The 24,669-nt window shown below is 61.8% G+C and carries 29 protein-coding genes and 1 pseudogene; 14 read left to right on the top strand and 16 right to left on the bottom strand.

The features are described from left to right. The 3 genes and pseudogenes from GIW04_RS08845 to GIW04_RS08855 form a co-directional block, all read right to left on the bottom strand. A pseudogene (locus GIW04_RS08845) lies at positions 1-213 on the bottom strand (rhomboid family intramembrane serine protease); the annotation flags it as partial. A gap of 58 nt (positions 214-271) precedes the next feature. Then, entirely contained in the window at positions 272-970 is a 699-nt protein-coding gene (locus tag GIW04_RS08850; RefSeq protein WP_003194548.1) for a PspA/IM30 family protein, read from the bottom strand. 17 nt (positions 971-987) lie between these two features. After that, positions 988-1,569 carry a YjfI family protein gene (locus GIW04_RS08855; RefSeq protein ID WP_032895109.1) on the bottom strand — a complete coding sequence of 194 codons (582 nt, stop codon included), beginning with the start codon at positions 1,567-1,569 and terminating at the stop codon, positions 988-990. A gap of 583 nt (positions 1,570-2,152) precedes the next feature. On the opposite strand from GIW04_RS08855, the gene GIW04_RS08865 reads away from it, so the two are divergent. The 6 genes from GIW04_RS08865 (at position 2,153) to GIW04_RS08890 (ending at position 8,429) form a co-directional block, all read left to right on the top strand. Continuing rightward, positions 2,153-2,797: an NAD(P)H-dependent oxidoreductase gene (locus GIW04_RS08865; protein WP_120248743.1), complete on the top strand. Its 645-nt coding sequence runs from the start codon at positions 2,153-2,155 to the stop codon at positions 2,795-2,797. Continuing rightward, entirely contained in the window at positions 2,736-3,113 is a 378-nt protein-coding gene (locus tag GIW04_RS08870) for a MerR family transcriptional regulator (RefSeq protein WP_034133857.1), read from the top strand. Before GIW04_RS08865 ends, GIW04_RS08870 begins: the two co-directional genes overlap by 62 nt. Before the next feature lie 156 nt (positions 3,114-3,269). Continuing rightward, positions 3,270-3,512, top strand: a complete 243-nt coding sequence (locus GIW04_RS08875; RefSeq protein WP_003194556.1) for an exodeoxyribonuclease VII small subunit — start codon at positions 3,270-3,272, stop codon at positions 3,510-3,512. Next, entirely contained in the window at positions 3,509-4,396 is an 888-nt protein-coding gene (gene ispA, locus GIW04_RS08880) for a (2E,6E)-farnesyl diphosphate synthase (protein WP_014720119.1), read from the top strand. Before GIW04_RS08875 ends, ispA begins: the two co-directional genes overlap by 4 nt. A gap of 110 nt (positions 4,397-4,506) precedes the next feature. Then, positions 4,507-6,405 (top strand): 1-deoxy-D-xylulose-5-phosphate synthase, encoded by a 1,899-nt coding sequence (gene dxs, locus GIW04_RS08885; protein ID WP_034133859.1) that lies wholly within the window; start codon positions 4,507-4,509, stop codon positions 6,403-6,405. A 137-nt stretch (positions 6,406-6,542) separates the two neighbouring features. Continuing rightward, positions 6,543-8,429 (top strand): TonB-dependent receptor domain-containing protein, encoded by a 1,887-nt coding sequence (locus tag GIW04_RS08890; RefSeq protein ID WP_120248742.1) that lies wholly within the window; start codon positions 6,543-6,545, stop codon positions 8,427-8,429. Between the two features lie 90 nt (positions 8,430-8,519). Here GIW04_RS08890 and GIW04_RS08895 read toward each other — a convergent pair whose 3' ends face one another. The 11 genes from GIW04_RS08895 to nrdR form a co-directional block, all read right to left on the bottom strand. Beyond that, a complete protein-coding gene (locus GIW04_RS08895; RefSeq protein WP_120248741.1) occupies positions 8,520-9,305 on the bottom strand; it encodes a cobalamin-binding protein in 786 nt (261 codons plus the stop codon). Beyond that, entirely contained in the window at positions 9,302-9,721 is a 420-nt protein-coding gene (locus GIW04_RS08900; RefSeq protein WP_003194566.1) for a hypothetical protein, read from the bottom strand. The genes GIW04_RS08895 and GIW04_RS08900 overlap by 4 nt, the downstream gene beginning before the upstream one ends. Next, positions 9,718-10,335, bottom strand: coding sequence for a GTP cyclohydrolase II (gene ribA / locus GIW04_RS08905; RefSeq protein ID WP_005791841.1), 618 nt, complete (start codon positions 10,333-10,335; stop codon positions 9,718-9,720). Before ribA ends, GIW04_RS08900 begins: the two co-directional genes overlap by 4 nt. A 218-nt stretch (positions 10,336-10,553) precedes the next feature. Further along, positions 10,554-11,276 (bottom strand): substrate-binding periplasmic protein, encoded by a 723-nt coding sequence (locus GIW04_RS08910; RefSeq protein ID WP_120248740.1) that lies wholly within the window; start codon positions 11,274-11,276, stop codon positions 10,554-10,556. Between the two features lie 54 nt (positions 11,277-11,330). Next, positions 11,331-12,296, bottom strand: a complete 966-nt coding sequence (gene thiL / locus GIW04_RS08915; RefSeq protein WP_120248739.1) for a thiamine-phosphate kinase — start codon at positions 12,294-12,296, stop codon at positions 11,331-11,333. 18 nt (positions 12,297-12,314) lie between these two features. Continuing rightward, entirely contained in the window at positions 12,315-12,815 is a 501-nt protein-coding gene (gene nusB / locus GIW04_RS08920; protein WP_003194574.1) for a transcription antitermination factor NusB, read from the bottom strand. Further along, positions 12,812-13,288 (bottom strand): 6,7-dimethyl-8-ribityllumazine synthase, encoded by a 477-nt coding sequence (gene ribH, locus GIW04_RS08925; RefSeq protein ID WP_120248738.1) that lies wholly within the window; start codon positions 13,286-13,288, stop codon positions 12,812-12,814. The genes nusB and ribH overlap by 4 nt, the downstream gene beginning before the upstream one ends. 89 nt (positions 13,289-13,377) lie before the next feature. Then, entirely contained in the window at positions 13,378-14,469 is a 1,092-nt protein-coding gene (gene ribBA / locus GIW04_RS08930; protein ID WP_003194579.1) for a bifunctional 3,4-dihydroxy-2-butanone-4-phosphate synthase/GTP cyclohydrolase II, read from the bottom strand. A gap of 15 nt (positions 14,470-14,484) precedes the next feature. Further along, complete coding sequence (locus tag GIW04_RS08935; RefSeq protein WP_003194580.1) at positions 14,485-15,147, bottom strand: riboflavin synthase; 663 nt, start codon at positions 15,145-15,147, stop codon at positions 14,485-14,487. A gap of 49 nt (positions 15,148-15,196) precedes the next feature. After that, positions 15,197-16,324, bottom strand: a complete 1,128-nt coding sequence (gene ribD / locus GIW04_RS08940; RefSeq protein ID WP_003194582.1) for a bifunctional diaminohydroxyphosphoribosylaminopyrimidine deaminase/5-amino-6-(5-phosphoribosylamino)uracil reductase RibD — start codon at positions 16,322-16,324, stop codon at positions 15,197-15,199. Then, a complete protein-coding gene (gene nrdR, locus GIW04_RS08945) occupies positions 16,321-16,785 on the bottom strand; it encodes a transcriptional regulator NrdR (RefSeq protein ID WP_019818855.1) in 465 nt (154 codons plus the stop codon). Before nrdR ends, ribD begins: the two co-directional genes overlap by 4 nt. A gap of 140 nt (positions 16,786-16,925) precedes the next feature. Here nrdR and GIW04_RS08950 point away from each other — a divergent pair, with 140 nt between their 5' ends. The 3 genes from GIW04_RS08950 (at position 16,926) to trxA (ending at position 19,032) form a co-directional block, all read left to right on the top strand. After that, positions 16,926-17,381: a YbaY family lipoprotein gene (locus tag GIW04_RS08950; protein ID WP_034133864.1), complete on the top strand. Its 456-nt coding sequence runs from the start codon at positions 16,926-16,928 to the stop codon at positions 17,379-17,381. Continuing rightward, positions 17,378-18,034 carry a class I SAM-dependent methyltransferase gene (locus tag GIW04_RS08955; protein WP_003194588.1) on the top strand — a complete coding sequence of 219 codons (657 nt, stop codon included), beginning with the start codon at positions 17,378-17,380 and terminating at the stop codon, positions 18,032-18,034. Before GIW04_RS08950 ends, GIW04_RS08955 begins: the two co-directional genes overlap by 4 nt. A gap of 125 nt (positions 18,035-18,159) precedes the next feature. Continuing rightward, a complete protein-coding gene (gene trxA, locus GIW04_RS08960) occupies positions 18,160-19,032 on the top strand; it encodes a thioredoxin (protein ID WP_019818859.1) in 873 nt (290 codons plus the stop codon). Here trxA and GIW04_RS08965 read toward each other — a convergent pair. Then, positions 19,029-19,370, bottom strand: a complete 342-nt coding sequence (locus tag GIW04_RS08965; protein WP_003194591.1) for a hypothetical protein — start codon at positions 19,368-19,370, stop codon at positions 19,029-19,031. The two genes, trxA and GIW04_RS08965, sit on opposite strands and share 4 nt — an antisense overlap. A gap of 130 nt (positions 19,371-19,500) precedes the next feature. Between GIW04_RS08965 and GIW04_RS08970 the strand changes: the two genes are divergently transcribed. The 5 genes from GIW04_RS08970 (at position 19,501) to GIW04_RS08990 (ending at position 23,605) form a co-directional block, all read left to right on the top strand. Then, positions 19,501-20,100, top strand: coding sequence for a DUF2796 domain-containing protein (locus GIW04_RS08970; protein WP_003194593.1), 600 nt, complete (start codon positions 19,501-19,503; stop codon positions 20,098-20,100). A 148-nt stretch (positions 20,101-20,248) separates the two neighbouring features. Next, positions 20,249-20,959 (top strand): ABC transporter ATP-binding protein, encoded by a 711-nt coding sequence (locus GIW04_RS08975; RefSeq protein WP_003194595.1) that lies wholly within the window; start codon positions 20,249-20,251, stop codon positions 20,957-20,959. Position 20,960: 1 nt separating this feature from the next. Then, positions 20,961-22,226, top strand: coding sequence for an ABC transporter permease (locus tag GIW04_RS08980; protein ID WP_003194597.1), 1,266 nt, complete (start codon positions 20,961-20,963; stop codon positions 22,224-22,226). 11 nt (positions 22,227-22,237) lie between these two features. After that, positions 22,238-22,759, top strand: a complete 522-nt coding sequence (locus GIW04_RS08985) for a DUF3299 domain-containing protein (RefSeq protein ID WP_032900890.1) — start codon at positions 22,238-22,240, stop codon at positions 22,757-22,759. 147 nt (positions 22,760-22,906) lie between these two features. Beyond that, positions 22,907-23,605 carry an OmpW/AlkL family protein gene (locus GIW04_RS08990; protein ID WP_003194600.1) on the top strand — a complete coding sequence of 233 codons (699 nt, stop codon included), beginning with the start codon at positions 22,907-22,909 and terminating at the stop codon, positions 23,603-23,605. 164 nt (positions 23,606-23,769) lie between these two features. Here the strand turns inward: GIW04_RS08990 and GIW04_RS08995 are convergent, their stop codons facing one another. Beyond that, positions 23,770-24,654: a sugar nucleotide-binding protein gene (locus tag GIW04_RS08995; protein WP_032900893.1), complete on the bottom strand. Its 885-nt coding sequence runs from the start codon at positions 24,652-24,654 to the stop codon at positions 23,770-23,772. Positions 24,655-24,669: the final 15 nt, after the last annotated feature.

Raw genomic sequence — 24,669 nt, forward strand, 5'->3', positions numbered from 1 at the left:
GCCCAGGACCAGAAAGGCAATCAGGTTTGCGCTCAGGTGGGCAAAGGACGCGTGCAGAAACGGTGAGGTGAGGATGCCGAACAGGCCGTGCAGTGTTCTTGGGACCAGCCCGAATGCCATCAGGCTGTAACCGGTCGCTACATTGAGCAGTTGCAGCGCGACCATGAAGAGGGCCAGGCCAGCGATTGTCTTGAAACCCTTCAAGGCGTTCATCCTCACCTCGGCATAAAAAAGAAGGGCAGAAATGCCCTCCTCCCTTCGGCAACGTTGCTTACTCAGCCGACTTTTGCTTCAAGCGCTCCAGAATCGCATTGGCACTGCCTTCGTTCGGCGTGATGCCGGCATCGCGCAGTTTGCGTTCCAGGTCTGTCCCCGTCGACGCTTCGGCCAGTTCATCCTGAGCTTGCAGTTCAGCGGCACGTTGCTGCTGTTTAGCCTGCAAGCGATTGAGCGTACCGACGGCGGTTTCCAGCTTGCCGTTGGCACCGCCGCTGGCAATGGATGCGCTGACCTGGGCCTTCTGCACGCTGTCGCGAGCCTTGGCCATGTCCACTTGCTGGCGCAGGCTTTTGATCCGGCTCTCGGCCTTGGTGATGTCCTTGCGCATGCTCTCGGCGTAGCCACCGAACTCGGCAGTTTGTTTTTGCTCGACGTCCCGCTCGTTGGTCAGGGTCGAAATGGCTTCGGCGACTTCCAGGGCCAGATCTTCACGATTGGCCTGGATTGCGGCCATCGCCTTGGATTCCAGGTCTTTGATCTTGGCGTCGTACTCGCCAACACGATCAGCCGCCAGTTTGTGCTTGGCCATGATGCTCACCAGCTCACGCTTGGCGTTGGCCAAGGCGCTGTCTGCATCGCGAATTTCCTGGTCAAGGATGCGCAGGGCCTGTTGGTCGACGATCGATTCGCCGACTTCGCTGGCACCGCCACGCAACGCGGTGAACAATTTGCTCCAGATGGACTGAGTCATTGGATTTTCCCGAATAATTAAATGAAGAAACGTTCGAAGGCTTCGCTGGCGCGCTGCACGTTATCAACCAGGGTTTTCACCTCGGTCACGATGTTGGTCAGGCTGGAGTCGGAGCTGAGCGCACCGAACATGTTGTAGACCACCTGCCCGTTCGGCATGGACTCGATACCGATGGACGACAACGGGAACATCTCCCGGCTGCGCAGCACGGCGTCGTTGAAGGCCGGCACGTCGTTGATGGACTCGGCGTCGACCAGGACGGTATCCACGATGATTTGCTCACCCACCACCGCGATATAAATCGGCAAGCCACCAAAGTCGTTCATCTCCAGCTTGATGCTGGACTCAGAGCCTTGGACGAGAGAAAGCGTAATGTCATTGGACGTCACGTCATCCAGCGCCTGAAGAGCACTGAAGAGGCGATCGATATTCCAGTTGGTACCTGCGCTCATGAAATTCTCCGACATGAATGAGCCAGCCAGGATCGGTTGGCGAAGCTGTTTCTCCATTTGCTTGAGCAGGCTTCGATTTTCAGGAAGCACCCAAGTCTCGTGTTTCACATAACCGGCCGCCGCCAGCCCCGCGCGCATCTGCTTCATGTAAAAGCTCGACGGCTTTTTTGCGGGCGGTTTCAAGCGCTCTCCCTTGAGGCTTGCTGAATGGGTATCGGGCCCTGCTGATGGGCTCGATGGAGAGCTGCTGTTCATGGTACTGACCTCGCTGTGAAAAACTCACGCGTGAGAAAATCTACAGGCAATCCGCAAGGTACTCAATAGCTCACGCGTGAGATTTTTCCTTACATTTTTCAGCCACCGAAAAGGCCCAGCCTACCCCGCCAACTCTCGCTCGATTTGCTCGATTTGCTCGATGCTAGGCAAACTCGTGTGCCGGGAAGTTTGTCCAAAAGCGCGACTTGATGGCACCAACACAATTGTGCAGCAACCTGTTGCACAAATTTCCGAATCCGACCACGCCTTAGCAAAAGCACGCCTGTACTTGAAATCGCGCGGCGAAAAACCCTGATGCCAGGGAAGGCAGGCTAGCCAGCCCACAGTGCCGTCACAAGCATTCGAGAGCAGTTCAGGAAGGTTCCTGCTTACCTCACAGAAAGGTCCTGCTGGCCCTTGACTCTCCCCTATACGGCACCCCCTACCCTGAGCCCCCTTTTCAGGACCTATCACCATGAGTCAGCGCATTCTGGTCATTCTCGGCCACCCGTCCGCCGATAGCTTTTGTTCCGCCCTCGCGCACACTTATATCCACGCTGCTAAAACGGCCGGTCACGAAGTCCGCGTCCTGCGCCTGGGTGATCTCAGGTTCGACCCCATCCTTCATCATGCTTACACCCAGGTTCAAGCGCTGGAACCTGACTTGCTCAGCGCCCAAGCCGACATCCTTTGGGCCGAGCATCTGGCCTGGGTTTTCCCTGTCTGGTGGGGCGGTATCCCGGCACTGATGAAGGGCTTTATCGACCGCGTTTTCCTCCCCGGCTTTGCCTTCAAGTACCGCGCAGGCAAGGCATTCCCAGACAAGCTGCTAAAGGGCCGAACCGCGCACTTGTTAGTGACCCTCGACACACCGGCGTGGTATTACCGCTGGGTTTATCGCATGCCGGCCATCCACCAAATGCGGCGCACCACGCTGGCGCTGTGCGGCATCGCGACGAGCAAGACGCTGCTGTTGGGGCCGGTGCTGGGCTCTTCGCTGACGCAGCGGGCCAAGTGGCTGAAACAGGCCGGCGCACTATTTGAAAAAGGGAGTTTTCATGTACATCGGCAAAGCCGCGCAGTTGTCCGGCACGACCATCAAGGCGATTCGTCACTATGAGGCAATCGGGCTGATGCCAGCGCCTGCGCGTCGGGGCGGTTATCGCGTTTATACCGAGCAGAGTGTCGAGCGGCTGATGTTTATAAAGTGCGCGCAACAGCTGGGGTTCAAGCTCAAGGAATTACAGGAGATTTTGCAGGGGTACGAGGGTGATGCGCTTCCTTGGGACAAGGCTGACCAAGCCATCGCCAATAAGAAGCAAGCGTTAGCCATGCAAATTGTGGCATTGCAGAATATGCATCAGGGTTTATTGGTCTTCGAGGCCCAATTGAAAGCGGCGCAGGGGGAGTGCTGGGTCGCCACGAAGGCAGGCTGAGACTCGGTGAGCCGAATAAGGTCGCTAATCGGCTCATGGGGTGAGCCGAATAAACCCATCAATCGGCTCACATCACCGTGTGTGCGCCACTCATTTGCCCCAATCCCCCATGTCTGCTAGTGTCGCGCCGGTTTACCGTCTACCGGAATTGCCGCCATGGCCCGCAAAAAAGTTGCACTCGATTTCGAACAATCCCTCGCCGACCTGCAAGCCCTGGTCGAGCGTCTGGAGAACGGCGAGTTGTCGCTGGAAGACTCGTTGACAGCGTTTGAGCAAGGCATCGGCCTGACCCGCGACTGTCAGAGCGCGTTGGCGCAGGCGGAGCAGAAGGTCCAAGTGTTGCTGGAGCGTGACGGGGAGTTGGCCGAAGAGCCTTTCGATGCGGAACAGCCGGAATGATCAGCGCATACCAAGCCAGTAGCCAAGCCCGGGTGAATGCCGCGCTGGAGCCCCTGTTTGTTGCGCCAAGCCCGGAAATGACGCGCCTCTATGAAGCCATGCGCTACAGCGTGATGAATGGCGGCAAGCGTGTGCGCCCGTTGCTGGCCTATGCCGCCTGCGAAGCTCTCGGGGCGCCGGCAGCCGAGGCGAATGGTGCGGCCTGTGCGGTCGAGTTGATCCACGCCTATTCCCTGGTGCATGACGACTTGCCGGCAATGGACGACGATGACTTGCGTCGCGGCCAGCCCACCACCCACAAAGCCTTCGATGAGGCCTATGCAATTCTGGCCGGAGATGGCTTGCAGAGCCTGGCGTTCAGCGCATTGCTGGACCCGACGCTAAGCAGCGTCAACGCCGAGATCCGCTTGCGCATGGTCACCGCCCTGGCCCATGCAGCGGGCCCGGCTGGAATGGTCGGCGGGCAGGCCATCGACATGGGCTCGGTCAGCCTCAAGCTCGATCAAAAAGCCCTCGAACACATGCATCGCCACAAGACCGGTGCGCTGATTGAGGCCGCCGTGCAACTGGGCGCCCTGGCCAGTGGCCGTGCCGACGCCGAGCAATTAGCGGCGCTGCAGACCTATTCTCGTGCTGTCGGCCTGGCCTTCCAGGTACAGGACGATATCCTCGACGTGGAAAGCGACACCGCCACCCTCGGTAAACGCCAAGGCGCCGATATCGCACGGGACAAGCCGACTTATCCTGCGTTGCTCGGGCTGCAAGCCGCCAAGGCGTATGCCATCGAGCTGCGTGACCAGGCTCTGGATGCCCTGCGACCTTTCGACGCGGCGGCCGAGCCACTGCGTGACCTGGCGCGGTATATCGTCGAACGTCGCCACTGACAGCCGTGGCCATTTGCGCCGCATATCGGCCAAGTTCGGCGCTCTGCGTGGGCAGTTTGCACGGCTTGAGGTAAACTGCCGCCTCTTCTATACCTATAACGATTCGCCTGATGCCCACGACGTTTCAAGAGATTCCCCGCAAACGCCCGTCCACGCCCCTGCTCGACCGTGCTGCCACGCCGGACGGCCTGCGTCGACTGGGTGAAGCCGAGCTGGAAACCCTGGCCGATGAGCTGCGCCTGGAATTGCTCTACACGGTCGGCCAGACCGGTGGGCATTTTGGCGCCGGGCTGGGCGTGATCGAGCTGACCATTGCCTTGCATTACGTGTTCGACACCCCGGACGACCGGCTGGTGTGGGACGTGGGCCACCAGGCGTATCCGCATAAAATCCTCACCGGCCGTCGCGAGCGCATGGGCAGCCTGCGCCAGAAGGACGGCCTGGCCGCCTTCCCGCGCCGTGCCGAGAGCGAGTACGACACCTTTGGCGTCGGCCACTCCAGCACCTCTATCAGTGCAGCGCTGGGCATGGCGATTGCCGCCCGCCTGCAAGGCAGTGAGCGCAAGGCGATTGCGGTGATTGGTGATGGCGCGCTGACCGCCGGCATGGCCTTCGAAGCGCTGAACCATGCGCCGGAAGTGGACGCCAACATGTTGGTGATCCTCAACGACAACGACATGTCGATTTCGCGCAACGTGGGTGGCCTGTCCAATTACCTGGCGAAGATCCTCTCCAGCCGTACCTATGCCAGCATGCGCGAAGGCAGTAAGAAAGTGCTGTCGCGTCTGCCTGGCGCGTGGGAAATCGCGCGCCGCACCGAAGAATATGCCAAGGGCATGCTGGTCCCCGGCACGCTGTTCGAAGAGCTGGGCTGGAACTACATCGGCCCTATCGACGGCCACGACCTGCCCACCCTGATCGCGACGTTGCGCAACATGCGCGACCTCAAGGGCCCGCAGTTCCTGCATATCGTCACCAAGAAAGGCAAAGGTTTCGCTCCGGCGGAAGTCGACCCGATTGGTTACCACGCGATCACTAAGCTCGAACCCCTGGACGCTCCCGCCGCCGCGCCGAAAAAGGCCAGCGGGCCGAAGTATTCCGGGGTGTTTGGCGAATGGCTGTGCGACATGGCCGCCGCCGACCCGCGCCTGGTGGGTGTGACCCCGGCGATGAAGGAAGGCTCCGACCTGGTGGCGTTCAGCGAGCGTTTCCCGCTGCGTTACTTCGATGTGGCGATTGCCGAGCAACACGCCGTGACCTTCGCGGCCGGCATGGCCTGCGAAGGCGCCAAGCCGGTGGTGGCGATCTACTCCACCTTCCTGCAACGCGGTTATGACCAGCTGGTTCACGATGTAGCGGTACAGAACCTCGACGTGCTGTTCGCCATCGACCGTGCCGGCCTGGTGGGCGAAGACGGCCCGACACATGCGGGCAGCTTCGACCTGTCGTACCTGCGTTGCATCCCCGGCATGCTGGTAATGACGCCGAGCGACGAGAACGAACTGCGCAAGATGCTCAGCACCGGCCACCTGTACAACGGCCCGGCCGCTGTGCGGTACCCGCGCGGCACCGGCCCGAACGCCGTGATCGAAAAAGACCTGGAGCCGATTGAAATCGGTAAAGGCATCGTGCGTCGCCAAGGCAGCAAAACCGCGTTCCTGGTGTTTGGCGTACAACTGGCCGAAGCCTTGAAAGTCGCTGAGAAGATCGACGCCACCGTGGTCGACATGCGATTCGTCAAGCCACTGGATGAAGCGTTGGTGCGCGAGATCGCCGCTGGCCATGAGCTGCTGGTGACCGTCGAAGAGAACGCCATCATGGGCGGCGCCGGTGCGGCGGTCAGCGAGTTCCTGGCGCGGGAGAATATCCTCAAGTCGGTGCTGCACCTGGGCTTGCCGGATGTATACGTCGAACACGCCAAGCCGGCGCAGATGCTGGCTGAGTGCGGGCTGGATGAAGCGGGTATCGAGGCGTCCGTTCGCGAGCGCCTGGCGCTACTGAATCTGTAATCAGCCCAAAATGTGGGAGCGGGCTTGCCTGCGATGACGGCGGCACATTCGCTAACAATGTGTCAGATACACCGTTATCGCAGGCAAGCCAGCTCCCACAGTGGTTTTGCATGACATTCGAATGCTATGGACAGCCCATGAAACGCCTGTGCCTTGCCCTGCTACTGCTTCCCTGCGCCGACCTGCTCGCCGATACCCGCGACGAGGCCCTGAAGCTCTCCGACGTGGTTATCAGCGCCAACCGACAAGTCCAGGCGCGTAACGACAGCAGCGCCGCCAACACCGTCTTCACCCGCGCCGACATCGACCGCCTGCAACCCACCAGCGTCACCGACCTGCTCAGCCGCGTGCCGGGCGTGCAAGTTGCGCCAACCGGTGGGCGTGGCAGTTTGCCGGGGATTTTCATTCGCGGCACTAAGACTGCTCAAAGCCTGGTGATGGTAGACGGCCAACGCATTGCCAATGCCACATCGGGTGACAGCGGGCTGCAGTTCTTGAGTGTGGATCAGATTGAGCGAGTAGAAGTGCTGCGCGGCTCACGCTCGGTGATCTACGGCAGCGATGCAATTGGTGGGGTCATCCAGATTTTCACGCGACGTAATGCCGAAGCCGGCATCCATCCACGCCTGCATCTGGGTTTTGGTAGCCACCAGACCTGGGAACGCAGCCTTGGCTTGTCGGGCGGTGATGGGCGCACGCGCTTCAACCTCGGCGCCAGCCTGGATGAAACCCAGGGCATCGACTGGACCCGCAAATCCTTCGCAAGCGATGGCGATCACGACGCCTATCGCAACAACTCCATAAGCCTCAACCTCAGCCACTCGCTGAGCGATGATGTGGAAGTCGGATTCAACCTGCTGGATGGCCGAGGCAGGGCCGAATATGACAACCCCTTCGGCCGCAACATCAGTTTGACTGAGGCCGTGGGGATGAAGCCCTACACCCGTTACACCGTGAGCAGCGCCAGTAGTTATGTCGATGCCAAGATTAACGATGCCTGGCAAACCCGCGTGGAACTAGGTCACAGCGAGAACCGTGACACTAAGCGTGACCGCTTGAGCGATTACAACGCCGCCTTCAATACCTATCGCGATTCGGTTAACTGGCAGAACGACTTGAGTCTGACTGAGCGCAACAGTTTGATCCTGGGCGGCGACTGGTATGAAGACCGCGTCCACACCAGTGAAAACCTCAAAGCCGATAGCCGCTGGAACCGTGCGGTATTTATCCAGCATCGATTCAAGGCCGAGGCGTTTTCCACTGAGCTGGGCCTGCGCCACGACACCAACCAGCAATTCGGCAGCCAGAATACTTGGAGCGGTACCTTCACCCTGCCGCTCAACCCTGATAACGATCTATTGCTGTCCTACAGCGAAGGCTTCCGCGCGCCGAGCTTTAATGACCTGTATTACCCATTTAGCAGCAACCCCAACCTCAAGCCTGAACATTCGAAAAGTTATGAGTTGCAGTGGCGCAGCCAACTGACCGACACAATGCGCCTAGAGGCCTCGCTGTATCGCACCGAGCTCAAGGACGCCATCATTGCGCGGCAGATAGATTTCTATATTCCGCGCAATGTGGCTTCGGCCCGGATCAATGGTTTTGAGGCCGCGCTCAAGCAGGAATTGTTTGGCTGGCAAGGTAACCTCGGTCTGTCGATCATCGACCCGCGCGATAACGACAGCGGACACACCCTGGAGCGTCGCGCACGCCGCACCTTGAGCCTGGACCTGGATCGTCAGTTTGACCGTTTGGGCGTGGGAGCCAGTTGGCAAGCGGTTAGTAGCAGCTATGACGATGCAGAGAACACCAAGCGCCTGTCGGGCTATAGCCTGCTGGGGTTGCGTAGCAGTTGGGCAATGACGCGGGAAGTGTTGTTATCGGTCAAGGTTGATAACGTGCTGGACGGGACTTACGCGCGGGCGAGGTACAGCTATGACGAGCCCAATTATGAGAACAATCAGGACTATCGCGAAGAAGGTCGGGTGTGGATGTTCGGGGTGACGTGGACACCTGAGCTCTAAGTAGCCTGATCCGGCGTCATCGCAGGCAAGCCAGCTCCCACAATTGAAATGCATTCCCCTGTGGGAGCTGGCTTGCCTGCGATAGCGTTGTCACAGGTTCGGCGCAATCACCTGGCACAACCGCCCCACCGCCTCCAACATCTGCCCGCTGGGCCGTTCCAGGCCCTTGTCCGGCACTAACCGCACCCGAGCAGCCATCGCCGGCCATGCCGTCCAGGCCTCCTTCTGAGCCTGATCCCCCACCAGGATCACCTCCGGATCACGCGCCAGCACCGACTCGATGCTCACCTGCGGCGCCGGCAACTTCAGGTCATCGAACACATTGCGCGCCCCGCACACGCTGAGGGCATCGCTGATGATCTGCCCACCGCCCACGGTGTACAGCGGCTGGTTCCACACTTGGTAGAACACTCGCAGCGGCTCGGCCCGCTGGTAGCGCTGGCGCAACTCGGCCAAGCGCTGGCGCAATTGTGCCGCGCGCTGGTGCCCGGCCTCGGCGCGGCCCAATTGCTCGGCAATGGCCTGCACCTGCGCGGTCAGTTGTTCAAGGCTGTGGGGTTCGGCGACGTACACCGGGATGTTCAACCGCTGGAGCTGCTCGCGCTGGGCCGGGCCGACGCTGCCAGGCCACAGCAGGATCAGGTCGGGCTTGAGGCTGAGCAGGCGCTCCATGTCCAACTGGCCGTAGCGCCCGACCGAGGGCACCTTCGCCAACGCCACCGGGCGCTCACCACCATCAAGTACGCCAACCAGCAAGTCCTCGGCACCCAGTTCAAGCACGATTTCAGACAGTGACGGCGCCAGGCTGACAACCCGCTCGACCGCCAACGCCTGAGCACTGAATACCAGCAACAACGCCAGCCAGTAGCGCTTCATCCCAACTGACGCGGTATGCGATAGAGGTAGAACAGCACCAGCGTCGACAGCGCCAACAGAAACAGCGGCACCGCCTCCAGGCCGACGAACACCGCCAGCGCACCGATCCAGGCCGGTAACGCTGCAACCAGCAAGGCCGTGCGCCGACGCGCCGCCAGGGTGATCCAGGCCGCTGGTTCGTCAGCAGTATCAAGGGCTTTGGAGGTGGCGATCAGCGCGTGTTTATAAGCATGAAAATAACGCAGGCTGAGAAACATCGAGGCCACGCCGGCGATGAAGAACGGCATGGCCAATACGGGCAACAAGGATCCAGCACGGCCAAACAGCAGGTTGATCACAAACAAAGGCAGCAACGCCAACGCCAGGTACTGCCACCAGTTGAAGGACAGTCGCCGTTTCACCTGGCCACGGGTCACGCGCGGTCGACCTCGCCCTGGTGCTCGTTGCCCATCATGTGGTCGAGCTTGCTGGCTTTGGTGGCCAGGTAGAGTTTGTTGTGCGGGTTATGCCCGGTGTGCAGTGGTACGCGCTCGGCCACGGTGATGCCCATCTCGGTCAAGGCTTTGACTTTGCGGGGGTTGTTGGTCATCAGGCGCAGGGATTTGACCCCCAGGTGCTCGAGCATCGGCAGGCAGATGGCGTAGTCGCGTTGGTCGGCGGCGAAGCCCAGGCGCTCGTTGGCCTCCACAGTATCGGCGCCGCCGTCTTGCAGTTCGTAGGCACGGATCTTGTTCAACAGGCCAATGCCGCGGCCTTCCTGACGCAAGTACAGCAATACGCCACGACCTTCACGGGCGATGGCTTGCAGTGCGGCCTCCAGTTGCGAGCCGCAGTCACAGCGCTGGCTGAACAGCGCATCGCCGGTCAGGCACTCGGAATGCACACGCCCCAGCACCGGCGCGCCATCCGTGATGTCGCCGAGGCTGAGCACAACGTGCTCGCGCCCGGTGGCTTCTTCAAGAAAGCCGTTCATGGTGAACGTGGCAAAAGGGGTAGGCAGCTTGGAAGCGGCGACGAAAACGACGGGCACCGTGTGCTCCTGATTTCAGATTTCACAGAGGCGGGCATTGTAACAGCACGTTCCTACAGACGCTTAAGCTGAATTATCGCTGATAAAGATCAATAGGTTCGATTGGCCTTTGGATTGATTCTATGTAGGCGCGAGCTTGCTCGCGAATGTGGTCAACGATGACGCGGGCATCCTGGGTGAACGCGGCGTTTATGAGTTTTTCGCGAGCAAGCTCGCTCCTACAAGGGGTAGGGCTGTTTCCAGCGCTCGAAAATTGCTTTCAGCTCACCGGTCTTGACCAGGCTGGCCAGACGCTGGTCATACACGGCCATCAATGCCCTGCCGCGCTCGGTGTCAGCGAAGGCTACGTAGAGCGGTAGTTCAGCGATATGGGTGAGTTTGAATAGCGCCGGGTCTTGCGCTTGGCTGAGCACGTATTTGGCTTCGGTAAGGGCATCGATATAGAAATCGGCGCGACCGTGTTGCAACATCGGCAGAATGCCACTGCGTCGCTCGATCTGGTTGAACCGCTGCACGTTGGGCAGGTACCCCTCGTACTTGTAACCACGCACCCAGGCCAGGCGGTACTTGCCCAGGGTCGCCAACGTCGGCGTGGGTGCAGTGGCCAGCCCGAGAGCGTAGACATGATCGGCGTCGAAGTTCCAGCGCGGGTACAGCACACCACTGGCCTCCTCGCGATAGGTGCCGACACAACCATCCACCTCACCACGCTGGGCCAAGCCGATCGAGCGGGTGTAGGGCACGCTGCGGGTGTGCACGGTGATGCCAGCCGGTTCAAAGACTTGGCGCAACACGTCCCAGGCCAGGCCGCTGCCATCTTTGTTGGTGTAGTCGTTCCACTCCTCACTGGCCAGCACGATTTTGCCGGGCATGGGAGTGTCCGCCTGGGCCAGGGAAGCGAAGGTACACAGCACGATCAGCAGCCAGCGGCATACAGCCATAGTCACGGCCTCTTTCTCGGGATAATCGTATAAAGGGTAGCGCAGACCGCCGGCTTAGGGCGTCTGGCGAAAATGCTGGTAGCCGCGCACGGCCGGGGTGATGTCCTGGCCGTTGCCGTCGAGCAGCGTCACGCCCTGCCCCGCTTCGACCCGGCCGACCACGTGCACCGGCCAGCTATCCGCCTGCAACGGCGCCAACTCGGACGGTGGCAAGGTAAACGCCAGCACGTAGTCGTCGCCTCCGCTCAACGCCGCCACGTGAGCCTGGTCTTCACCGACAAACGCCAGCAAGGCCGCAGACAACGGCAGCCGGTGGCGCTCAACCACCAGGCGCACCGCTGACGCCTTGGCGATATGCCCGCAATCGGCCAGCAGCCCATCGGAGATATCCATCGCCGCTGTCGCCTTGCCCCGCAGCGCAAGCCCCAGGGCTAACTGCGGTTGCGGCGACCAGTAATGCGCCAGCAGCGGCTCGGCGATGGCTGCGTCAGCCGTGCGTTGCCCCAATACCAACGGCAAGGCACCCGCGGCATTGCCTAACTCGCCACCCACACACAGCAGGTCGCCCGGCTGTGCACCGCTGCGCGTCAAGGCCTGGCCAGCCGGCACGCGGCCGAACACGGTCAGGGTCAGGCTCAGCGGCCCACGGGTGGTATCGCCGCCCACCAGGCCCACGCCGCAGCTTTGCGCCATGGCATTCAAACCTTGGGCATAGCGTTGCAGCCAATCGGCTTCGACGCTCGGCGTGGTCAGGGCAAGGGTAAAGGCGAGGGGGTGGGCGCCCATGGCGGCCAGGTCGCTCACCGCCACGGCCAGCGAGCGCTGGCCGAGCAGGAACGGGTCACAGGGGTCGGCAAAATGCACCCCTGCTACCAGCGTATCGGTAGAGACTGCCAGTTGCTCCCCGGCGGGAAGCGCCAGCAAGGCGCAGTCGTCGCCGATCCCCAGGGCAATGCCTTCGCCACCTTGCGCACAGGGCGCGGCGGCGAAGTATGTGCGGATCAGCTCAAACTCACCCATTGAGGAATCAAGCGCAGATTAGCGCTTGTGTTCCTTCACTTCGGCTTCACGCAGGCGCGGAGCCAGCTTGTCGAGCACGCCGTTGACGAACTTGTGGCCGTCGGTCGAACCGTAGACTTTCGCCAGCTCGATGCCCTCGTTGATCACGACGCGGTACGGCACGTCAACGCGCTTGAGCAACTCCCAGGTAGACAGGCGCATCACGCACAGCTCAACCGGGTCGAGTTCTTCGATGGTCAGGTCCAGGCATGGCGCCAGGGCTGTGTCGATCTCGGTCAGGTTGGCATGCACGCCGTGCAGGATGTCGTGGAAATACGGCAGATCGGCGAAGGTGAAATCGTTGTCAACGCGAAACTGCGCTTCGATCTCGTTCAGCGAAGCACCTGCCAGGTGACGCTGGTACAGCGCCTGGGTGGCCAGTTGACGAGCAGCGCGACGCTTTTCGTTCTTGGAAGGCTTGCCGGCGTCCGCAGGGCGAGGCTCGCGCGGGTTGAAACGATCGCTTTCGTCGGAAATCACTTGGCCTCCAACTGCGACAGCAGGCTGACCATTTCCAGGGCGGACAAGGCAGCTTCGGCGCCTTTGTTACCGGCCTTGGTGCCGGAACGCTCGATGGCTTGCTCGATGGAATCGACGGTCAGTACGCCGAAAGCGACTGGCACGCCGAACTCCATGGACACCTGGGCCAGGCCCTTGGTGCATTCGCCGGCCACGTATTCGAAGTGCGGGGTACCGCCACGGATCACTGCGCCCAGGGCGATGATCGCCGCGTATTCACCCTGCTGAGCAACTTTTTGCGCAACCAGTGGAATTTCGAAGGCGCCAGGCGCAAGGATAAGGGTGATATCGCTCTCGCTCACACCGTGGCGAACCAGGGCGTCAACGGCACCGCTTACCAGGCTTTCAACCACGAAGCTGTTGAAGCGGCCAACCACCAGGGCATAGCGGCCTTTGGGGGCAATGAAGGTACCTTCGATGGTCTTCAGGGTCATTCGACAAATCTCTTAAAGAGCCGGGACGCGAAAAGTGCGTCCCTTAGTGATGATTTAACCGCGAACAAGGGGGCAAAAATCGCCGGCCTTTATTCGGAGGGCACGTATTCTACAACTTCCAGGTCGAATCCGGATATCGCATTAAACTTCATCGGTGCGCTCATCAGGCGCATTTTGCGCACGCCCAGGTCGCGCAGGATCTGCGAACCGGCACCGACGATGCTGTAGGTGGTCGGTTTTTTCACCGGCACGGCGTCGGCAGTTTCGCGGATGTGCGCCAGCAACACGTCACCATCGAGCGGGTGACCGAGCAACAGCACCACACCGCTACCCGCCTCGGAAACCGCAGCCATAGCGGCGCGCAGGCTCCAGCGGCCCGGCTGTTTGACCATCAACAGGTCACGCAGTGGGTCCATGTTGTGTACGCGTACCAGGGTCGGCTCTTCTGCGCAAATGTTGCCCAGGGTCAGGGCCATGTGCACGTCGCCTTCCACTGAATCACGGTAGGTCACCAAATTGAATTGGCCCAGTTCGCTGTCCAGTGGCTGCTCGGCAATCCGCTGAACGGTACGTTCGTGGATCATGCGGTAGTGAATCAGGTCGGCGATGGTACCGATCTTGAGGTTGTGTTCGGCGGCAAAGGCTTCGAGTTCAGTACGACGGGCCATGGTGCCATCATCGTTCATCACTTCGCAGATCACCCCGCTTGGCTCGAAACCGGCCATGCGCGCCAAATCGCAGGCGGCTTCGGTGTGGCCGGCGCGGGCCAGGGTACCGCCCGGCTGGGCCATCAGCGGGAAGATGTGGCCGGGGCTGACGATGTCTTCAGCCTTGGCGTCTTTCGCCGCCGCAGCTTGCACGGTGCGGGCGCGGTCAGCGGCGGAAATACCGGTGGTGACGCCGGTGGTGGCTTCAATCGATACGGTGAACTTGGTGCCGAAACCCGAGCCATTGCGCGGCGCCATCAAGGGCAGCTTGAGCAATTCGCAGCGTTCGCGGCTCATGGGCATACAGATCAGCCCACGGGCGTGCTTGGCCATGAAGTTGATGTGCTCGGGCTTGCACGCCTCGGCGGCCATGATGATATCGCCTTCGTTCTCGCGATCTTCGTCATCCATGAGGATGACCATCTTGCCTTGGCGGATGTCTTCAACCAGTTCTTCGATGCTATTGAGCGCCACGCGGCACCCCCTTGGTCAGGATTTCAGGTAGCCGTTAGCGGCCAGAAAACTTTCGGTGATGTTACCGGTTGCAGGCTCTGCGGCCTTTTCGCCCAGCAACAGGCGCTCCAGGTAACGGGCAAGCAAGTCCACTTCCAGGTTCACCCGGCGGCCCGGCTGGTACGAGGCCATGATGGTTTCGCTGAGGGTGTGGGGAATGATGGTCAGTTCGAATTCGGCGCCATTCACGGCGTTCACGGTCAGGCTCGTGCCGTCGACGGTGATCGAGCCTTTGTGGGCGATGTACTTGGCCAGCTCTTTGGGCGCGCGGATACGGAATTCCACCGCGCGGGCGTTTTCGCTGCGGGCAACCACTTCGCCGACACCGTCGACGTGGCCGCTGACCAGGTGACCGCCCAGCCGGGTGGTCGGCGTGAGGGCTTTTTCCAGGTTGACCGGGCTGCCGGCCGCAAGATCGTTCATTGCGGTGCAGTCCAGGGTTTCCCGGCTGACATCGGCGGCAAAGCCGTTGCCTGGCAGCTCGATGACGGTCAGGCACACGCCGCTGACGGCAATGCTGTCGCCCAGCTTGACGTCGCCGAGGTCCAGCTTGCCGGTTTCAACCAGCAGGCGGACATCCCCGCCTTTGGGGGTCATTGCACGGATGCTGCCGATGGATTCGATAATGCCGGTGAACATTTCGTTCTCCTGAAAACGAGGGGGCTGCCGCTTAAGCGCAGGCCGGGAATTATACGCTCGCTGCTGGGACGGGGATGGCAGTGACTCGCCAGTCGTCGCCTACAGCGCGCATGTCGGTGATCTTGAGTTGGGGCGCGTCGGCGAGTTTCTCAAGCGGCCAGTCCAGCAACGGCCGGGCAGCGGAGCCGAGGAACTTGCCGGCGATGAATATCACGTACTCATCCACCAGGCCTTGTTGGGCAAACGCACCGGCCAGGCTTGGGCCAGCTTCCACCAACACATCGTTGACGCCACGGGCAGCCAGGGCGACCAGTGCCGAGCGCAGGTCAACCTGGCCGTCCACCCCCGGTACCACCAGGCACTCGGGGCCGCGGGGGAACTGGTTCTCCGGGGTGACGCAGGTGATGACCAATGCCGGGCCGGCCTTGAAGAACGGTGCGTTGAGCGGCACCCGCAGGCGGCCATCGATCAACACGCGCAGCGGCGGGCGCGACATGGCCAGGGCGGTGGTTGCTTCGTCCAGGCCCAGTTCGGCGGCGCGTACGGTCAAGCGGGCGCCGTCGGCCAGTACCGTGTCGGCACCGGTCAGCACCACACTGGCTTCGGCGCGCAGGCGTTGCACCGCAGCGCGGGCGGCGGGGCCGGTGATCCATTGGCTTTCGCCGCTGGCCATCGCCGTGCGACCGTCCAGGCTCATTGCCAGCTTGACCCGCACGAACGGCAGGCCGTGTTCCATGCGTTTAAGGAAGCCGGGGTTAAGCGCCCGCGCTTCGGCTTCCAGCACACCGCTGCGCACCTCGATACCCGCCTGGGCCAGACGCTGCATGCCCCGTCCGGCCACTTCCGGGTTCGGGTCCTGCATGCCGGCCACCACCCGCGCGACGCCGGCGGTCACCAGCGCATCGGCGCAGGGCGGCGTACGGCCATGATGGCTGCACGGTTCAAGGGTCACGTACACCGTCGCGCCACGGGCCTTGTCGCCCGCGGCGCGCAGGGCATTGGGCTCGGCATGGGGCTCGCCGGTGCGCTCATGCCAGCCTTCGCCGACAATCTGCCCGTCACGCACTATCACGCAGCCAACCCGCGGGTTGGGGTGGGTGGTGTACAGGCCCTTGCGCGCCAATTCAAGGGCGCGGGCCATGTAGTGGGCGTCGAGCACAGCCTGTTCAGAGGTCATTGTTTGGAGGGCTCACGGGCCAGGCGGTCGATCTCTTCGCGGAACTCATTGAGGTCCTGGAAGCGTCGATACACCGAGGCAAAACGGATATAGGCGACTTCGTCGAGCTTTTGCAGCTCGCCCATCACCAGTTCACCGACCACCAGGCTCTTGACCTCGCGCTCGCCGGTCGCCCGCAGCTTGTGCTTGATATGCACCAGCGCCGCTTCCAGGCGCTCGACACTCACCGGGCGTTTTTCCAGGGCGCGCTGCATACCGGCGCGCAGTTTTTCTTCGTCGAAAGGCTGGCGGCTGCCGTCGGACTTGATCAGACGCGGCAACACCAGTTCGGCGGTTTCGAAGGTGGTGAAACGTTCACCACAGGCCAGGCATTCGCGCCGGCGACGCACTTGGTCGCCCTCGGCGACCAGACGCGAGTCGATGACCTTGGTGTCGTTGGCACCGCAGAAGGGACAGTGCATGGTTGGCAGGCAACAAAAAATGGGAGGGCCATGGTAGCGCATCCCTGTGGCAAGACAAGCCATAGCCTTTACGGTATATAGGCAGGCTTATATGTTTCATATTTTTTAAGCCACGGATTTTGTCCTTTCTGGAGCCGTACATGCAGTTACGACCACTCGTTCTACTCAGCCTGTTCAGTTTTCTGGTCGCCTGCAGCAGCGAAGCCCCCAAGCCGGCCGCGCCTCAACCGACACCGGCGCAAGAGAAGAAAGTCCCGGGCATTGAAGACCTCGGCCCCCTGCCCGCCTATCAGCGCGAAATCAGCGGCAGCCTGACCAATGTGCCGGCCGGTGCCGAAGTCGAGATGGCGCTCTTGGTGATCGACGAGCGTTCGCGCCCGCAGCAACTGCTCGCCAGCAGCGTACTGAGCGGCAACGGCAAGCCCCTGGCCTTCCGCCTGCGCTTCAACCCTGAAGCCTTCCCGGCCGGTGCCCGCGTGGAATTGCGCGGTCGCGCCAGCCAGTCCGGCCAGCTGATCCTGCATCTGCCGGCCGTGCGCGTCACCCAGGCGATCACCCAGAGCACCGGCCCCCTGCAACTCGTCAAGGCGCCATGACGCCACCGCTGGGCCTGCAACACGCCTTGAGCGCGTTGATTGGCGATGCGCAATTGGTGCCCTGCCCGTTGCCGGGCACCGCGTTGTCGTTGTGGCTGCTGGACGCCGACAACATGGACCGCGCCTTCAGCCAGGAAGAAACCCGGCGCATCCTGCATGAGCCGCCCTACTGGAGTTTTTGCTGGGCCAGCGGCCTGGCGTTGGCGCGTTACCTGGCGGCGCATCCCGAGTGGGTCGCCGGCAAACGCGTGCTGGATTTCGGCGCAGGTTCGGGCGTAGCCGGGATCGCCGCCGTCAAGGCTGGCGCCCTGGAGGTGGTGGCCTGCGACCTTGACCCATTGGCCTTGGCCGCTTGCCGCGCGAATGCCGAACTCAACCAGGTGGCGCTGAGTTATTCGGCAGACTTTTTTGCCGAAGCCGACCGCTTCGACCTGATCCTGGTGGCCGACGTGCTCTACGACCGCGCCAACCTGCCGTTGCTGGATCAGTTCCTCACCCGCGGCCGCGAAGCGCTGGTGGCGGATTCGCGGGTACGGGATTTCCAGCATCCGGCTTACCGGCGGCTGGAGATCCTCGAGGCCTTGACGTTGCCGGACCTGGCTGAGCCTTGGGAGTTTCGTAAGGTGAGCCTGTACCATTCGCGGCGTGCTTGAGGCCATCGCGGGCAAGCCCGCTCCCACAGGGGAATGCATTTCAAGGTGGGAGCTACCACGATACTTTCAGCCAACCTCGCCAGCCCTTATAGTTGCCCCCATTCCCGCTTTATTCGAGACGCCCCATGAGTGAGCCCACGCCGTACATCTTCGACGTCACCACCGCCAACTTCGATCAGGCCGTTATCCAGAACTCCTTCGAAAAGCCTGTATTGGTCGATTTCTGGGCCGAATGGTGCGCCCCCTGCAAAGCACTGATGCCAATGCTGGCGAAGATTGCCGAGAGTTATCAGGGTGAGTTGCTGCTGGCCAAGATCGACTGCGAAGCCGAACAGGACATTGTGGCGCGTTTTGGCATTCAAAGTCTGCCGACGGTGGTGCTGTTCAAGGATGGCCAACCGGTGGACGGTTTTGCCGGTGCACAGCCAGAGTCGGCAGTGCGGGCGATGCTGGAGCCCCATGTGCAAATGCCACCGCCGGCTGCGGCGGACCCGTTGGAGCAGGCTCAGGCGCTGTTCAGCGAAGGGCGCATCAGCGAGGCCGAAGCGCTGCTGGTGCAGTTGTTGGGCGAGGACAACACCAACGCCGCCGCGCTGATCCTGTATGCACGCTGCCTGGCCGAGCGCGGTGAATTGGGTGAAGCCCAGGCCGTGCTCGACGCGGTCAAGAGCGACGACCACAAGGCCGCGCTGGCCGGGGCCAAGGCGCAAATCACCTTCCTGCGCCAGGCTGCGGACTTGCCGGACGCCGCCGAGCTGAAAAGCCGCCTGGCGCAAAACCCGCAGGATGACGAAGCGGCCTATCAGTTGGCGATCCAGCAACTGGCGCGCCAGCAGTACGACGCGGCGCTGGAAGGCTTGCTCAAGTTGTTTATCCGCAACCGCAGCTACAGCGAAGGCCTGCCCCACAAGACCTTGCTGCAAGTGTTCGAATTGCTGGGCAATGATCACCCGCTGGTCACGGTGTACCGCCGCAAGTTGTTTGCCGCGTTGTATTAATCACCGATCCAACTGTACAGCGGCGTATCCCCGCCGCTGCTCACCTTCACCTTGGCGCTGTGGCGCAGGCGCACCAGCAGGCGCTTGCCCGCCCCGGCATCGCCAGCCAAGCCTTCGAGTTGATCGAGCAATTCCAGACCATTGAGTTGTCCGGCCTTGCGCAGCAAATCCTGGGCGTTCTGCCACAGGTCCTCGTTCTGTTTGACCGGAGCCGCAGTGGGCGCGCTGGGCGTTGGCGTGGCCTGCAGCTGGGCACCCAATCGCGCCCAATCGCCGTCGTCCAGCTCCAGGGTCAAGTCCACCGGCAGGTCGCCGATGGTTCCACGAATTCGCAACATCGTCCTTACTCCTGCATTTTTTCTGACGGGCATGCTCCCATGCAGCTTGCGCAACACCAAGCGGGCGGTCAAACTCTCGGATCATTTGTTATAAGATCACATAACAAAACTTTCATCCTGGAGCCCTCTCATGCGCCGTTTGCTGCTTGCTTTGCCGTTTGCCCTGCTGCCACTGGCTGTCGCTCATGCTCACGAAGACCATGACCACGAACACGGCAGCCTCGGCGCCCATGAACATGGCGTCGGGCGCCTGAATGCCGTGCTGGACGGCCAGGCCCTGGAGCTGGAACTGGACAGCCCGGCCATGAACCTGGTGGGTTTCGAGCATGTGGCAACCAGCGCCGCCGACAAGGCCAAGGTCGCCGCCGTGCGCAAACAGCTGGAAAATCCATCGGCGCTGTTCAACCTGCCCAAGGCCGCAGGTTGCGTGGTCAGCAGCCAGGAACTCAACAGCCCGTTGTTCGGTGACAAACCAGAAGCCGAGCATGACGACGATGACCACGCCTCCGACGGCAAAGGCGCCGCCGCCCACAAGCATGATCACGACCACAGTGAAATCCACGCCCATTACCAGTTCACCTGCGCCACGCCGGCGGCCCTGGGCAACCTGGACTTGAGCCAAGTGTTCAAGACCTTCCCCGCCACCCAGAAAATTCAGGTACAACTGATCGGCCCGAGCGGTCAGCAAGGTGTTGACGCGACGGCCACCGCCGCCACCCTGAAGTTCTGACTTGAAAGCACAGTCCCTGTGGGAGCTGGCTTGCCTGCGATACAGGCGACGCGGTGCAGCAGGCACACCGTAGCGATGCCATCGCAGGCAAGCCAGCTCCCACAGTGGATCGGCGCCATTTTCGACTACCAGGCGACACTGACTTCCCATGACTCAAGCGTTAATCGAACTGTCCGACCTGGGCTTCCACTGGCCCGGTCACCCGCAGTTGCTGGACATCCCCGCGTTCCGCCTGGAACCCGGGGAAACCCTGTTTCTCAAGGGCCCGAGCGGCAGTGGCAAGACCACTTTGCTCGGGCTATTGGGAGGCGTGCAGAAACCCAGCCAAGGCAGCATCCGCCTGCTCGGCCAGGAGTTGACCGAACTCTCGGCCGGTGCTCGTGACCGTTTCCGTGTGGACCACACCGGCTATATCTTCCAGCAGTTCAACCTGCTGCCGTTTCTGTCGGTGCGCGAGAACGTCGAGCTGCCTTGCCACTTTTCCAAGCTGCGCGCGCAACGGGCCAAGCAGCGTCACGGCAGCGTCGACCAGGCCGCTGCGACCTTGCTCGCACACCTGGGTTTGAAGGACCAGAGCCTGCTGGAACGCCGTGCCGATTCGCTGTCCATCGGCCAGCAACAACGGGTGGCCGCTGCCCGAGCGCTGATCGGCCAGCCGGAGCTGGTGATCGCCGACGAGCCCACCTCGGCCCTGGACTACGACGCCCGCGAAGCCTTCCTGCAGTTGCTGTTCGCCGAATGCCGCGAAGCGGGCGCCAGCCTGTTGTTTGTCAGCCATGACCAGAGCCTGGCGTCGCTGTTCGACCGCAACCTGTCGCTGGCCGAACTCAATCGCGCCGCCATGCCCGCAGAGGTTTGAGATGTATCTGTTCCGTCTAGCCATGGCCAGCCTGGCTAACCGCCGCTTTACCGCGATCCTCACCGCGTTTGCCATCGCGCTTTCCGTCTGCTTGCTGCTCGCGGTGGAGCGTGTGCGCGTCGAGGCGCGCAACAGTTTCGCCAGCACCATCAGCGGCACCGACCTGATCGTCGGCGCCCGTTCCGGCTCGGTCAACCTGCTGCTGTACTCGGTGTTCCGCATTGGCAACGCCACCAACAACATCCGTTGGGACAGCTACGAGCACTTCGCCGCCAGCCCACAAGTGAAATGGGCGATCCCGATCTCCCTCGGCGACTCCCATCGCGGCTACCGGGTGATGGGCACCAACGAGTCCTACTTCGAGCACTACCAGTACGGGCGCAAGCAAAACCTCGAGCTGGCCAGCGGCCGCGCCTTCGCCACCGACCCGTTCGAGGTAGTGCTCGGCGCCGAAGTGGCCGAGGCCCTGCATTACAAACTCGGCGACAAGCTGGTGCTGGCCCATGGCGTGGCGGTGGTCAGCCTGGTCAAGCATGACGACAAACCGTTCACGGTGGTCGGCATTCTCAAGCGCACCGGCACGCCGGTGGACCGCACGCTGCATATCAGCCTCGGCGGCATGGAAGCGATCCATATCGACTGGCACAACGGCGTGCCGGCCCAGGGCAAAGGCCGCATCAGTGCCGACCAGGCGCGCAATATGGACCTGACGCCGCAAGCCATTACCGCGTTCATGCTCGGCCTGAACAACAAGATTTCCACCTTTGCCTTGCAAAGAGAGATCAATGAATTTCGTGGCGAGCCCATGCTGGCGATCCTGCCAGGCGTGGCGTTGCAAGAACTGTGGAGCATGATGGGCACCGCCGAAAAAGCCTTGTTCGTGATCTCGCTGTTCGTGGTGCTGACCGGTTTGATCGGCATGCTCACGGCGATCCTCACCAGCCTTAACGAGCGTCGCCGCGAGATGGCGATCCTGCGGTCGGTGGGCGCGCGGCCTTGGCACATCGCAACGCTGCTGATCTTCGAAGCCTTCGCCCTGGCCTTGTCCGGCGTGGTAGCGGGCCTGGGGTTGCTGTACCTGTGCATCGCCGCCTCGCGGGGTTATTTGCAGGCCAATTACGGCCTGGACCTGCCGATGTCGTGGCCGAGCGAATATGAATGGACGTTGCTCGCCGGTATCCTGGCAGCCGCCCTGTTGATGGGCAGCGTGCCCGCGTGGCGCGCCTACCGCCAATCTTTGGCCGATGGCCTGTCCATCCGTTTATGAGGAAGGCTTCGATGCGTCGTGCCCTGTTTGCCCTGTTGTTGTTGATGGCCGTGCCTGCCTGGGCGCAGGAGCAGCCCAGGGATTTGTCCTGGCAGGAGATGATCCCGCCGGATGCGCCACCAGAAGTGCCCAATATGAAGCCGCTGCACGACCTGTCGAACATGGCCGATGCCTTGTCCGCCGAAGCCGCGCCGGCGGCCAAGCAGGACATGCCCAACGCGCCGGTGGTACAGAGCCTGGATGGCCAGCATATTCGCCTGCCAGGGTATATCGTGCCGCTGGAAGTCAGCGAAGAAGGCCGCACTACGGAGTTTCTGCTGGTGCCGTATTTCGGCGCCTGCATCCATGTGCCGCCACCGCCGTCGAACCAGATCGTGCATGTGAAAAGCGAGGTGGGGGTGAAGCTCGATGAGCTGTATCAACCGTACTGGATCGAAGGCGCGATGCAGGTCAAGCCATCGTCCAGCGAATTGGCCGACGCGGGTTACCAGATGGATGCCCAGAAGATTTATATGTACGAGCTGGAGGAATAACCCCCACCAGCAACACACTGAAGCTCCCACAGGTTTAGATCAGTGCCGAAAGTGACTGATCACCCTTTCATTGAGCTGAGTCAAAAGACCGAACGGAACGATCTTTACCATTGGACGTACAACTTTTAAACGTCCTTTGGAGCTCCCATGAACAAGTCTCTGCTCGGCGCGTCCCTCTTCGCGCTCGCCCTCGTCGCCCCCGTCGCTCACGCTCACCAGGCGGGCGATATTCTGGTTCGTGCCGGTGCTATTACCGTGAACCCGAAGGCCGACAGCGGCAGCGTCAAGGTTGACCAGGGCCCGCTGGCCGGTACCAACCTGGGCGGCAAGGCGACCATGAGCAGCGACACCCAATTGGGCTTGAACTTCGCCTACATGATCACCGACCACGTCGGCATCGAATTGCTCGCGGCCACGCCGTTCGAGCACGACGTGAAGATCAAGAACACCGCCCTCGGTGCCGCCAACGGCAAGCTCGGCACGCTCAAACACCTGCCGCCGACCTTGAGCGTCGTGTACTACCCGCTGGATCATAAGTCTGCGTTCCAGCCGTATGTGGGCGCCGGTATCAACTACACCTGGATCTACGACGAACACGTGGGCAGCCGTGCCGAACAGGCCGGTTTCAGCAACTTCAAGGCCGAAAACTCCTGGGGCTGGGCCGCGCAGATCGGCGCCGACTACATGATCAACGACAAGTGGATGATCAACGCCCAGGCGCGCTACATCGACATCAGCACCAAAGCGACTGTGGATAACAACGCGCTGGGCCAAGGCACTCGGGCCAAGGTCAATGTGGATGTAGACCCGATGGTTTACATGGTGGGTATCGGCTACAAGTTCTAAGTCCGGTTAAGCCACACCGCATAACCCATGTGGGAGAGGGCTTATGTGGGAGCCGGGCTTGCCCGCGATGCAGACACCTCGGTGTATCAGTGATACCCAGGTGATGCTATCGCAGGCAAGCCAGCTCCCACATAAGTCCCCTCCCACTTTTGGTTTTGGGGGTGTCAGCTATGGCGGTAGAAGCTATCCAGAAGCGCCGGCAAGCCTGCCCGCCATGCCCGTGGTTTGATACCAAAGGTATGCAGGATTTTCTTGCAGGCCAACACCGCATGCTGCGGTTCATCCGCCGCATCCGGCCGCGCTGCGTGAGCCTGGGCGGTGGGGGACTCGATGGCGAGCGGATGGAAGTTGCGCGCTTCAGTGAGAATCGCCTGGCCCAGCGCCAACGGCGTCGTCGCCTCGTGGCCGGCGTAGTGGTAAGTGCCCCACAGCGGCGCAGCGCAATCGAGTTGCTTGAGCACCGAGATGATCACCCGTGCTGCATCGTCCACCGGCGTCGGGTTACCCCGGCGGTCGTCGGCCATCAGTAGCTCGTCGGCGCTCTCGGCCCGGGCCAGGAAGCGCCCGAGCGTGCCATCGGCGCTGTCATCGAGCAACCAGCCAAACCGCAGCAGTACATGCTGCGGGCATGTGGCGCGCACGCTTTGTTCGATACGCCACAACGCCTGACCGCGCAGGCCCAGGGGCACCGGCTCGTCTTTCTCGCTGTAGGCGGTGGCGCGGGAGCCATCGAATACGCGGTAGCTGGACGGTTGCAGCAGGGTGATGCTGTGATGCTGGCACAGCTCGGCCAGGCGTTCGATGGCGAATTCCTGGGCGGCCAAGCGGGACTCGCTCACGGCTTCGGCCTGGAACCAGTCGAAATAGTAGGCGAGGTTGATCAAGGCATCGGGACGGGTGTCGTCGAGCAATTGGGTGAGACTTGCGGCATCCCAGCCGTCTTGGGGCGGTTTGGGGGCGAGGAAACCGATGTCTTCCTCCGCACCGAGGCGAATCAGCGCCTGCCCGAGGGCATTCCCGCCGCCCAGTAACATAAGGCGCATTCGCATAGATTGAGCAGGCCC

The sequence above is a fragment of the Pseudomonas sp. PA-4-8C genome, from assembly GCF_021606625.1.
GTDB lineage: Bacteria > Pseudomonadota > Gammaproteobacteria > Pseudomonadales > Pseudomonadaceae > Aquipseudomonas > Aquipseudomonas lactis.